This is a genomic window from Mesorhizobium sp. M0293, from assembly GCF_040321735.1.
GTDB lineage: Bacteria > Pseudomonadota > Alphaproteobacteria > Rhizobiales > Rhizobiaceae > Mesorhizobium.
Map to the genome: position 1 here is coordinate 20220 of NZ_JAMYSA010000076.1, position 12152 is coordinate 32371.

At 61.2% G+C, this 12152-nt stretch carries 8 protein-coding genes and 2 pseudogenes; 3 read left to right on the forward strand and 7 right to left on the reverse strand.

The genetic code is table 11. The features are described from left to right. The first annotated feature begins 310 nt into the window (after positions 1-310). Positions 311-1159 carry a methyltransferase domain-containing protein gene (locus tag NKJ06_RS24455; protein WP_352628119.1) on the forward strand — a complete coding sequence of 283 codons (849 nt, stop codon included), beginning with the start codon at positions 311-313 and terminating at the stop codon, positions 1157-1159. Between the two features lie 101 nt (positions 1160-1260). On the opposite strand, the gene NKJ06_RS24460 is transcribed toward NKJ06_RS24455, so the two are convergent. The 4 genes from NKJ06_RS24460 to NKJ06_RS24475 are packed head-to-tail and all read right to left on the reverse strand — an operon-like array spanning position 1261 to position 4607. Further along, positions 1261-1884 carry a class I SAM-dependent methyltransferase gene (locus NKJ06_RS24460; RefSeq protein WP_352628118.1) on the reverse strand — a complete coding sequence of 208 codons (624 nt, stop codon included), beginning with the start codon at positions 1882-1884 and terminating at the stop codon, positions 1261-1263. A gap of 2 nt (positions 1885-1886) precedes the next feature. Continuing rightward, positions 1887-2366 (reverse strand): GtrA family protein, encoded by a 480-nt coding sequence (locus tag NKJ06_RS24465; RefSeq protein ID WP_352628117.1) that lies wholly within the window; start codon positions 2364-2366, stop codon positions 1887-1889. 38 nt (positions 2367-2404) lie between these two features. Beyond that, positions 2405-3355, reverse strand: coding sequence for a glycosyltransferase (locus tag NKJ06_RS24470; RefSeq protein ID WP_352628115.1), 951 nt, complete (start codon positions 3353-3355; stop codon positions 2405-2407). Between the two features lie 4 nt (positions 3356-3359). Then, a complete protein-coding gene (locus NKJ06_RS24475; RefSeq protein ID WP_352628114.1) occupies positions 3360-4607 on the reverse strand; it encodes a glycosyltransferase family 2 protein in 1248 nt (415 codons plus the stop codon). A 199-nt stretch (positions 4608-4806) separates the two neighbouring features. On the opposite strand from NKJ06_RS24475, the pseudogene NKJ06_RS24480 reads away from it, so the two are divergent. Continuing rightward, positions 4807-4932, forward strand: a pseudogene (locus NKJ06_RS24480) (EamA/RhaT family transporter); the annotation flags it as partial. 12 nt (positions 4933-4944) lie between these two features. Here the strand turns inward: NKJ06_RS24480 and NKJ06_RS24485 are convergent. From NKJ06_RS24485 to NKJ06_RS24495, 3 genes and pseudogenes are all read right to left on the reverse strand, one after another. Beyond that, positions 4945-5746: pseudogene (locus tag NKJ06_RS24485) on the reverse strand (potassium channel family protein). Positions 5747-5813: 67 nt separating this feature from the next. Then, positions 5814-9341 (reverse strand): DNA polymerase III subunit alpha, encoded by a 3528-nt coding sequence (gene dnaE / locus NKJ06_RS24490; RefSeq protein WP_352810874.1) that lies wholly within the window; start codon positions 9339-9341, stop codon positions 5814-5816. 108 nt (positions 9342-9449) lie between these two features. After that, the gene (locus tag NKJ06_RS24495) at positions 9450-11462 is read right to left on the reverse strand and encodes an acetyl-CoA carboxylase biotin carboxylase subunit (RefSeq protein WP_352628112.1); all 2013 of its coding nucleotides are present in this window, start codon (positions 11460-11462) and stop codon (positions 9450-9452) included. A gap of 200 nt (positions 11463-11662) precedes the next feature. Between NKJ06_RS24495 and NKJ06_RS24500 the strand changes: the two genes are divergently transcribed. Beyond that, positions 11663-12152: alcohol dehydrogenase catalytic domain-containing protein (locus tag NKJ06_RS24500; protein ID WP_352810878.1), on the forward strand; the 490-nt coding region annotated here is incomplete at its 3' end.

Sequence of the window (12152 nt, forward strand, 5' to 3'; positions counted from 1 at the left end):
GCCCGCCGGCGTGCCAGAAAGTGCATCACCTCGCCACTTCGACTGCTACCGCTCCACAAACGCAAACAGCCCGTTTGGCGAGGCGGCTTCGCCTCGGTCCCGGCGCGGTTGCTTGTCGAATACCGTGCCGAAACCGCGTTGCGTGATTTTGTTTGGTCGCGCATGTGTAGTGGGTTCTTGCAGAGTCCGCGCGTTTAGCTCGCGCTGAGCGGATTTTAACAACTGTTAGCCTTCGCTCGTTAAGAAAGGCCTATAGTCATCCATCGTAACCTGCTCTCCCCAATAGTGTGGAGACTCGAAAGGACCGCGCGTGCTGCAACCGAAATTCACGTCGGGTCTTGTCTGCCCAGCCTGCTATGCTGCGCTGGTGACAGGCCCCGATGCCCTAACATGCAAGTCCTGCTCAGCCATTTATCCCATTCGAAAAGGCATTCCGTTCTTTGCCGAGCCACCGACAAGGCAAGGCTTCGACGCCAGCTTCCATGAAGAGGCGTATGCCGGCACCAGCACCCGCGCCCGCTTTTACAATTTGCTGAAGCGGCTCATAACAAGCGAGTATTCACCGCATGACACACTGAATTCGTTTCTAGCATCGGTGCCTCCACACTCCATAGTCATCGAGTTCGGTTCCGGCGCTCGGCGCATCCGCTCCGATGTGCTCAACATTGACTTGTTCCCGGCGCCGAATGTCGATCTCGTTGCGGATATTGAGCGCACCCCACTCCCGAGCGATTCAGTCGATTACATCATTCTGGACAGCGTGATCGAGCATGTTCCCAATCCGGCTGCGGTCGTTGATGAAGTGCTCCGCGTCCTAAAACCAGGCGGCAAGCTGCTGTGCATCAACCCGTTCTTGTTTCCCTACCATGGCTACCCTGCCCATTACTGCAACTTCACGAAAGACGGGATCGAGCAGCTTCTTCGGCGGTTCGGAAGGGTTGAGGTTCAAACGCATCAGGGACCGACGAGCGCAATCGTCAACATCCTTTCCGAGTACGTCGGCGTGATAGTGGGTCGGGAGAACCGGACCCGCTACATGTTGGCGAAAGGAGCGGTCTTGACGCTGACATTCCCGCTCAAATTCATCGACAAATTGCTTGTCGATCGCCCCGAGAGTCATCGGATCGCCAGTATGCTCGGCACCATCGCGACCAAATAATTCAACGGGCTGTACGCCCGCACCATCGCGCCGAACACCCTCATAACCCGGGGCGGTGGCATTGATCGCGGGACATCCCTGCAGGTCAAAATGTTCAGAGACTACCAACTCAACACTTCGCAATAGTTCGGCCAGTCAGGTACAGCCGATACCCTCTGCGCCTTTGGGAAATACCGTCGCGCCATGACGGCAAAGTCCGAGCGTGAAAACAGCACGACATGCTTGTCTCCGGTGATGTGCCGGTCCGCCAGAAGCGACAGCGTGGCGCGCACGCCGCCCGGCTCAATGTCCTTCAAGATGATCTTCCGGCAAGCCCAGCGTTCGCAGCTGCTGGCCAGCGATTTGAAAAATGAGTCGCGTTGATCGACCGGCACGTGATGGATGACGTCGGAAATCGTGACAGCATCGTAAAGCCCAGTAACCTCGGTGAGATCAGTCGCAGGCAGAAGTACAACCCTCGCCCGATGTACGTCGCTCAAGAATGTACCGATTGAAGGAGCTAGATCGCACATCGTAACAGCTAGGTCAGGGCGTCGATTTAGGAGCCGCTCGATAAGCGCGCCGTCACCGCCGCCGATGTCCACGATCTTCGCGCCGTTCGGCAACTCACCGTCAAGAAAATCCGCGATCAGGTTGAGGTTGACGAACACACGACGATACACATTGCCGACCGGCTCAAAATGGCGGCCGAGAACCCTGCGCGCGACCTGACCTGGTGCCAGCATTCTTATTCCTCGTTTCTTGCTGATTGGCGTTTCGCCGGGTGAGTGGGTGCCGTCGGCACGGCAGCGGGGTACAGATGGAGACGCGGCAGGATAGCCCAGTGCGCGGCAGCAAAGTTCCAGGCGAATAGGGCGATGGTGGCGATTGGGGTTGCAATCGGAACACTAAGGTCGAAGCCGGAACAGAGGACGACCATCATAGCTACCGAGATCGGATAAGCCGCGACCACGCCTCCTGCGAAACGCGTGAATGCCTTCAGGCGAAGTGGCTCCGCGAAAGTGAACCGGCTATGCAGTCCGTATCCGATCGGCGTGACAGCCAGGAATGAGATCAGGATGCCCAGCAGGTAATGTCCCCCCAAGTGATCGACCACAATCATGATGGCGTTGTGCGCAATGGCGCACATCAACCCCACTAGCGTGTATCGCCAGCCCCGTTCCAAAAGCGGTCTTTTGCGGATGCCCGCGTCACGCTCCTGTTCCATCGGCTCATCCGTGGATATAATTGGATTGGGCATCGGCCTCAGAAAGCTCCCGTCAGTTTGGCGCGAAGCCGGCACACAACACGCTCGCGCAACCGCGAGTCGCGCAAATAGCGCCTTATTCCCATCGGCCCGAGCGACAGCACAGCACGAGCCGCGCGAACCAAAGCTCTCAAGTCGCCGCCCGACGCGGCGGCCAGCGAGACATTAACGCTGATCGACGCCAGAGCGGCAGGTTCAACCCAGCGTCGGCTGCTCGCCGGAAGCCGGGAAAGATGGCGCTCCAGGACAATCTGCATTTGCGACCGGAATTCGCTAACGTCACGGGATCCAGCTACAGTCAACGAACCGCCGTGAACCCGAAAGGCCGTAGTGATCTCGTCGTGATAAACGACAGGACCGATACTGGCGAGCTTCGCCCAGATGTCCCAATCTGCCGTATACCAGAGTTTCTCATCCATGCCTCCGCATTCCAGCCATGCGGTTCTGCGGAATATCGGAGCGGGCACCGAGACAAAGTTTTGAACAAGCAGCCGCTCCAGCAGGAATTGAGTTCCGAGCACCTCGTCAGCCGGCAAAGGGCAGTTCCAGCGCCCAATTCGGCGGCCGTAGCGGTCAATGATGGCGGTCGGGGCCAAATGAAGCCCGGCTTCGGATGAGGTCGCGGGCCAGCGGTGGGCGGCCTCGACGCGCCCGGGCAGCCACAGGTCATCTTGGTGGAGGATGCAGACGTGATCGGCGGCCGCCAACTCGACGCCTAAATTGGTCTTTGTTTGCCAAGGCGCAAGATCCCTTCGCTGAAGCAGCCGAAGGGGCAATCGGTGGGCAAATCGTTCGACGATGGCAGCAGTGGCGCTCGTCGAACTGCTGTCGATAACGATTATTTCCAGATCGCCGGTCGGCTCAGCAGCCAGCGATTCAAGTGTCGCGCCAATCCATGCCTCACCTTCGTGGACCGGCATGACGACGGACAGAAATGGCTTTTCGCCCACGCAGCTACCTGCTCGAGTTCCCGCCTGGAAGCCAGTCGGGCGGCCTGTCATCCAAATTATCAAGCAGCAGCTTGAGCACGAAACCGGATAACACCATGGACATGCCTGCCACGCAGGCGGTGGTGATCACAAAGGTCAGGTGCACCGACCGCTCCATCGGCCCGCCGACAAAAATCCAGTGCAGCGCCAGCAACAGGTCCGCAACAAAGCCGGCCACTGCGAGCACGCCACCTGAGAAGAGCAGCCATTCCAACGGGCGACCGCGCATCAGCCAGGGCACGATTCGGCCTCCGTGGACTGGGTGATAAATAGCGATCGCCACCTTGGCCAGCATGCCAAAAAGGATCGCCGAAAGACCAATCAGTGTCGCCATTGCCGAGAGTGCGACGAAGTGAATTCCGAAATACCACCCGGCGATCCGGACAGGCCCCGCAGCGAGGATCGCAAGGCCAGCAATGCCAATCACCAGCAAGGTCAGTCCCGGTATAAGGTACATGGTATCGGGTGCATGGGCTACGATCAGTCGCAGGTGTCGCCAACCGTCACGGAATGAGCGCAGATGGGGTGGACGGCCACGCTTGTCCGGATAGAGCTTGATCGGTACCTCACGGATCACGAGGCCTGCGCGATGCGCGTTGATGACCATCTCCGAGGCGAATTCCATGCCGGTTGAGCGCGCGCCTATCCTCAGAAACGCATCGCGGGTCAACCCGCGCATGCCGCAATGAAAATCGTGTATCGAAGAATGGTGAAGCCAACGGGCAATCATTGAAAGCACCGGGTTGCCGAGATATCGATGCAGCGGAGGCATGGCGCCCGGCTCGATACCGCCCGCAAAGCGATCACCGATGACCAGTTCGGCACCATGCTCCAATGCGTCGATGAAATCTCCGAGGCTGCTCCAGTCGTAGGAATCGTCTGCATCCGCCATGATGAGATACTTGCCTCGTGCAGATTTAGCCGCCGCGCTAATCGCCGCGCCGTATCCCTTGACCCCCTGGTGCACGACGCGCGCACCGAGGGACTCCGCAATCTCAACCGACCGATCGCTCGACCCATTGTCTCCGACGACCACCTCGCCCTCGATACCCCGCTTTGCAAAAGCATCGAGAGCCTTTTGGATGCAGATGCCGAGCGTGCGCTCTTCGTTCAGGCAAGGAATAATGGCCGATACGAGAGGCGCCCCCGCATCATCGGCGCGCGGGACATTCAGATCGGTCTGGACCCCCGCAAAATCTGCCTTCGCGATCATCGTGCCTCGCTCCGCCCATCGTAGGCCTTACTGACAACCAGGCTACGCCCAACATTTCCGCTGCCTAGCAGCAACACTATCAAGAACAAGTTAGTCAATGATATACGAGAGCCGTGCCCGTCGGCGGATTATGTGGTTCATCAAGTAATTGGCGGAATTTTATGCTCTCGTCGTAAGAGCGGCACATCCAGTATGCCATGGCTGGTTGCTGTGTCAGGAACAGACCGACGCCTTCACCGCCAGCGGCGCGCTGCTGATCCTGATGGGCAATCTGCTCAATCTCCAGCGCAAGGCGATAAGGCCGGCCGACGTGGTAGCGTCGTAACACCGCCGCTGGTCAGTTTCCCTCGTCGGGGATGTTGAGAAGATGGCCGCAGGCCTTGCAATGCACGGCATCCGGCTCATGCCGTTGCAAGCCGCATTGCGGGCAGGGAAAGAACACCTTGGCCGGCCGGAAGATCCTGCGCCAGCCTGACGAACAGCGATATGCCGATGATCATGGTGACGATCGCCGTCAGCTTGCCGGCCATGCCCGGCAGCACGATGTCGCCGAAGCCGGTCGTCGTTACCGTGGCGACGGTGAAATAAAGCGCGTCGATGTAGTTTTCGAGGCCGGCGCCGGTGCGAAAGAAGAAGGTGTAGACGAAGCCGGTGACGACGAACAGAAAGGTCAAAAGGTTGATGACCGCCTGGCTCGCTTCGCGCCAGGGCCGCAAGCCGCGCATCTCGAAATGCCGCCAGAGCGAACCGCTGCGCGACAGCGACCACAGCCGCAGGATGCGCAGGAAAGCGAGATTGGCCAACGCCGTCGGCATCAGCAGCGTCAACAGGATGAAGACATCGACCCACGATGTCGGCTGCTTCATCAGCCGCAGCATGTCGTTGGAAGCCAGCAGCCGGGCAACCAGGTCCGCAGCGACGAGAGCGGCCGCCGAATAGTCGAGCCAGAGGAATGACGGCTTATCCTGGAGAACCGGCGTCGCGATAAAGAAAACGATGATGGCGAGGTCGATGACGACAGCCACCACCTGGAACCGGAAAGCCGCCGGCGTGCGCCCGTGATAGAGCTTGCGCAGCCAGTCGCGCAGCCGGGCCAGGGTTGAAACCGCCTGTGATCCGCCCGTGCCTGCCGCTTTCATGATGATTGCGGTGGCGTTCGCTGCAGGAACCGCCCGGCGAAATGCAGCCAGCCCGGAAGAGCGGGGGTCACACCAATTCCACTTCGACCACGCCCGGCACCGCTCGCATCGCCGAGGCGATCTGTGGGGAGATCCGGTAGCGGTTCGGCAGCTCGATCTCGATTTCCCCCTCGCCTTCTTCCTTGATCAGCACGAAGCTCACCTGGCCCTCGCCCCTGACGGCAAGCTGCCCAGCCAGTGTGTTGATCGGCGCGGCGTTGCGCACGAAGATGCGCAGCGCCTTCTGGATGCGGCTTGCCTCGTCCTCTAGCGATTGTACCGAGTTGATGCGCAGATTGACGCCTTCGGGCCTGTCCTCGGCCGCGACCGTGATGACGACGGAGCGGCCGGCCTCGAGCAGGTCGCGATATTGCGCCAGTCCTTCCGAAAACAGCACGGCTTCGTACTGGCCGGATGTATCGGAAAAGGCGATGACACCCATCTTGTTGCCGGTACGCGTCTTGCGTTCCTGCTGGGATGTCACCGTGCCGGCTAGACGGCCGGCGGCGGCACCGCGCTTGACGGCCGCCGAAAACTCGGCCCACGTCTGCACCCGCATCTTCTGCAGGGCCGCCTTGTACTCGTCGAGTGGATGCGCCGAGAGGTAGAAGCCGACCACCTGGAATTCGCGGTGCAGTCGGTCGGCGGCGAGCCACGGTTCCGTCGCCGGCAGATTGAGCGCCTGCGACTGGGCGCCGAGCGAAGCGCCGAAGATGTCGTGCTGGCCGGAGACCGCGTTCTGCTGTGCCAGCGACGCCAGCCCCATCATGCGTTCCACGCCCGCCAGCATCGACGCACGATCATGGCCGAAGCAGTCGAGCGCACCGGCCATGATCAGGCTTTCGAAGACGCGCTTGCCGACGATCTTCGGATCGACCCGCTCGCAAAAATCGGCGAGGTTCTTGAACGGCTTTTCGCCACGCTGGGCAACGATGTGCTCGACTGCCGTATCGCCGACGCCCTTGAGCGCGGCCAGCGAATAGTAGATGCGGTTCTCACCGACCTCGAACGGACGAAAACTCGATATCACCGACGGCGCCAGAACCTCGATGCCGAGGCGCAGCGCATCCTGGCGGAAATCGGCGAGCTTGTCGGTGTTGCCCATGTCGAGCGTCATCGACGCCGCCAGGAACTCGACCGGATAATGCGCCTTGAGATAGGCGGTCTGGTACGAGACGACCGCGTAAGCCGCGGCGTGCGACTTGTTGAAACCATAGTCGGCGAACTTGGCCAGCAGGTCGAAAATGAAGTCGGCTTGCGGCTTGCCGACGCCGCGCTCGACCGCGCCCGAAACGAAGCGTTCGCGCTGCTTGTCCATCTCGGCGCGAATCTTCTTGCCCATGGCGCGGCGCAGCAAATCGGCTTCGCCGAGCGAGTAGCCGGCAAGCTCCTGCGCGATCTGCATCACCTGTTCCTGGTAGACGATGACGCCTTGCGTCTCTTTCACCAGATGGTCGATCTTGGGATGGATCGACGCCATCTCCTCCTCGCCATGCTTTCTGGCATTGTAGGTCGGAATGTTCTCCATCGGCCCCGGCCGGTAGAGCGCGACCAGCGCGATGATGTCCTCGATGCAGTCGGGCCGCATGCCGATCAGCGCCTTGCGCATGCCGGCACTTTCCACCTGGAACACGCCGACCACCTCGCCGCGCGACAGCATGGCGTAGGTCTCGGGATCGTCGAGCGGGATCGTCGCCAGGTCGATCTCGATGCCGCGACGGCGAATCAGTTTCACCGCTGTCTCCAGCACCGTCAGGGTCTTCAGGCCGAGGAAGTCGAACTTCACCAGCCCGGCCTGCTCGACATATTTCATGTTGAACTGGGTGACCGGCATGTCCGAGCGCGGATCGCGGTACATCGGCACCAGTTCCGACAGCGGCCGGTCGCCGATGACGATGCCGGCGGCGTGTGTCGAAGCGTGCCGGTAGAGGCCCTCCAGCTTCTGCGCCATGTCGAGCAGCGTCTGGACGATCGGCTCCCTCTCGGCCTCTTCGGCAAAGCGCGGCTCGTTGGCGATGGCGTCGGCGAGCTTGACCGGATTGGCCGGGTTCTGCGGTACCATCTTGGAGAGCTTGTCGACCTGGCCATAGGGCATCTGCAGCACGCGGCCGACGTCGCGCAGCACGGCGCGTGCCTGCAGCGTACCGAAGGTGATGATCTGGCCGACCTGGTCGCGGCCGTATTTCTGCTGGACGTAGCGGATGACCTCCTCGCGGCGATCCTGGCAGAAGTCGATGTCGAAGTCGGGCATCGACACGCGGTCGGGATTGAGGAAGCGCTCGAACAGCAGCGAGAAGCGCAGCGGATCGATGTCGGTGATGGTCGTCGAATAGGCGACCAGGGAACCTGCGCCCGAACCACGGCCCGGTCCGACCGGAATGCCCTGTGACTTGGCCCATTTGATGAAGTCGGCAACGATCAGGAAATAGCCGGGAAACTTCATCTTGGTGATGATGCCGAGCTCGAAATTCAACCGCTCGCGATATTGCTCGACCGTGTAGCCGGGAGTCGGGCCATGCGCTGCCAGCCGCGCGTCGAGCCCCTCATGCGCCTGACGGGCCAGTTCGTCGGCCTCCGCCTGCACGGCGGCGTCATTGTCGGCGACGTCGCCGCCGGTGAAGCGTGGCAGGATCGGGTTGCGATTCCTGGGATAGTAGGAACAGCGCAGAGCGATCTCGACGGTGTTGTCGATCGCTTCCGGCAGATCGGCGAATAGCCGCGCCATATCCGCCTGGCTGCGCAGGAAATTGTCCGGCGACAGCCGGCGGCGGTTGTCGACGGCGACGACAGAGCCCTCGGCGATGGCGATCAGCGCGTCATGCGCATCATAATCGTCGCGCGCCGAGAAGAACGCCTCGTTGGTGGCGACCAGCGGCAATTCATGAGCGTAGGCCAGATCGATCGAGGATTTCTCGATCACCCGGTCATAGCCGGAAACCCGGTCCAGCTCGACATAGAGCCTGTCGCCGAACATCGACTTGAGGGTAAAAAGCCGAGCCTCGGCCAGGTCGCGGCGATCTTCCTTGAGCGCTATGCCGATCGGTCCGCGCGGCCCGCCGCTGAGGCAGATCAGCCCGTCACAATAGCCTTGCATCATATTGGTGGTCAGGTGCACGGCCTCGCCTGGCGGCGTTTCGAGGTAGACGCGGCTGACCAGCCTGACCAGATTGGAATAGCCGGCCTCGGTCGCGGCAAGCAGGACGACCGGCCGCGTATCGGGGCCTTGCCGCCTGCGATCGCGCTGGCCGTCGCTGTTTTCACCGGAGAATGCGAGCGCGGTCTGGCAGCCGATAATCGGCTGGATGCCGTCCTTCACCGCCTTCTGTGCGAATTCCAGCGCGCCGAACAGATTGTTGGTGTCGGTGACGGCAATGGCCGGGGCTTCATCCTTGACCGCGTGAGCGACCACCTTGCTAATCTGCAAGGCGCCTTCCAGCAGCGAATAGGCCGAATGTACGCGCAGATGGACGAAGGGCCGAGCGGGTGCCTCCGGCCGCGCTGCCGCTATTGCGGCTTCGCGCTTCAGGGGATCGCGGGGAAGTTTTTCGTCGGCCATGGTGCTGCGTGAAGGTCCTTGAGTCGATGGAGATGTATTGTCCGGGACCGCGTGATGCCAGTCCAGCATAAACCATTGCTGATCACAGGCTGCCTGCCCGGCGAGCCTTTACGCAAACTCCATGATCACCGCGTCCACGGCAAGGCTGTCGCCCGGCTTGGCGTTGAGTTTGGAGACGACAAGGTCACGTTCGGCACGCAGCACGTTTTCCATCTTCATCGCTTCGACCACGGCGAGCGTCTCGCCAGTCTTGACCTCCTGCCCTACGGCAACGGCAATCGACACGACAAGGCCAGGCATCGGGCAAAGCAGCAGTTTCGACGTGTCAGGCGCAATCTTTTCCGGCATCAGCCTTTCAAGCTCGGCGGTGCGCGGCAGCATGGCGCGCGCGGTCACCGACATGCCCTTCCAGGCGATGCGAAAGCCATTGGCAACCGGCCTGATCTGCGCTGTAACCTTGCGCTTGCCGACCGTGCCGCGCCAGATCAGGTCGCCCGGCCGCCAGTCGGATGCAACGGTCAGTGCTTTGCCGCCCTCAATCGACAGATCGATTTCCAGCGGAATGGAAATCATGCCCTCGAGGATCGACGCCGACAGATAATCATCGCCGATCTTCACCACCCAGTCGCGCTTCAGCGCTCCCGAATGCGGCGCCAGCCGCCCGCCCAGCCGGTCGAGCCGATCACGGCGCAGCAGTTCCACCGCCGTCGCAATCGACGCCAGCACGGCTTTCTCATCGTTGTTCGGTACGACAGGTGCAAAACCGTCGGGATATTCCTCTGATATGAAAGCGGTCGATATCTGCCCTTCCCGCCAGCGCGGATGCTGCATCAGCGCCGCCAGGAACGGGATGTTGTGTTCGATGCCGTCGACGACGAAACTGTCGAGCGCTTCCGACATTGCATCGATGGCTTCCAGACGCGTCGGCGCCCAGGTGCACAGCTTGGCCAGCATCGGATCGTAGAACATCGAAATTTCGGAGCCTTCGGTGACGCCGGTGTCGTTGCGGATGACGACATCGCCGAATTGGCCTTCTTCCGGCGGCCGGTAGCGCGTCAGCCGGCCGATCGAGGGCAGGAAATTGCGGTACGGGTCTTCCGCGTAGAGCCGGCTTTCCACCGCCCAGCCGTTCAGCTTGATATCGCCTTGCTTCAAGGCGAGCTTTTCGCCGGCCGCTATGCGGATCATCTGCTCGACCACATCGATGCCGGTGACAAGTTCCGTCACCGGATGCTCGACCTGCAATCGTGTATTCATTTCAAGGAAATAGAAGTTCTTGTCCTTGTCGACGATGAACTCGACCGTGCCGGCGCTTTGGTAGTCGACAGCCCTGGCCAACGCCACGGACTGCTCGCCCATGGCCTTGCGCGTTTTGGCGTCGAGGAACGGCGACGGCGCCTCTTCGGCGACCTTCTGGTTGCGGCGCTGGATCGAGCATTCGCGCTCGCCGAGATAGAGCGCGTTGCCATGCGCGTCGGCCAGCACCTGGATTTCGATATGGCGCGGATCGACGACGAATTTCTCGATGAAGACGCGATCATCACCAAACGAACTCTTGGCCTCCGAGCGCGCCCGGTCGAAGCCGTCGCGCACTTCCGACCGGCTCCAGGCGATGCGCATGCCCTTGCCGCCGCCACCGGCCGAAGCCTTGATCATCACCGGATAGCCGATCTCGCCGGCGATCTTTTCGGCATGGTCGGCATTCTCGATGACGCCGAGCCAGCCGGGCACGGTGGAAACCTTGGCGGCATTGGCGAACTTCTTCGATTCGATCTTGTCGCCCATCGCCTTGATGGCCTTGGGTTTTGGACCGATGAAAATGATGCCTTCCGCTTCCAGCGCCTCACAGAAGGCCGCCCGCTCGGACAGGAAGCCATAGCCGGGATGCACGGCCTGGGCGCCCGTCTCCTTGCAGGCGGCGATGATCTTTTCAGGCGCGAGATAACTCAGCGCCGCTGGCGAAGGCCCGATATGCACCGCCTCGTCGGCCATCTCGACATGCACCGCATCGCGATCGGCATCGGAATAGACGGCAACCGTGGCGATGCCCATCTTGCGCGCCGTTTTGATGACACGGCAGGCAATCTCGCCACGATTGGCGATCAGGATCTTGGTGAACATGCGGAATGTTATCCCTCGGGTCGGCCGTTCCTTTTATGGCCTGTGCTTGCGGGGTCAAGCCGACCATGCAAATCACTGCTTTTCAATCGATTTGCGATTCCAATTCATCGCTGTGGCCCAGTCCAGGCACCAGCTTCCAGTTGATCGTGTCGATAAAACCTGAAACCTTGGAAAAAAATTCGCATTGGAGGAACTGCCCCATGAAAACCCGCGCCGCAGTTGCTGTCGCCGCCGGAAAGCCGCTGGAGATCATGGAGGTTGACCTCGATGGTCCGCGCGAGGGCGAGGTGCTGGTCGAGATCAAGGCGACAGGCATCTGCCACACCGATGAGTTCACGCTGTCGGGTGCCGATCCCGAAGGCCTGTTTCCGGCCATCCTCGGCCATGAGGGCGCCGGCGTGGTGGTCGATGTCGGCAAGGGCGTCACTTCGGTCAAGAAGGGCGACCACGTCATCCCGCTCTACACGCCCGAATGCCGCCAGTGCCCGTCGTGCCTGTCACGCAAGACCAACCTGTGCACGGCGATCCGCGCCACCCAGGGCCAAGGCCTGATGCCGGACGGCTCGTCGCGCTTTTCGATCGGCAAGGACAAGATCTTCCACTACATGGGCTGCTCGACCTTCTCCAACTTCACCGTGCTGCCTGAGATCGCGGTGGCCAAGGTCAATCCCGACGCCCCCTTCGACAAGA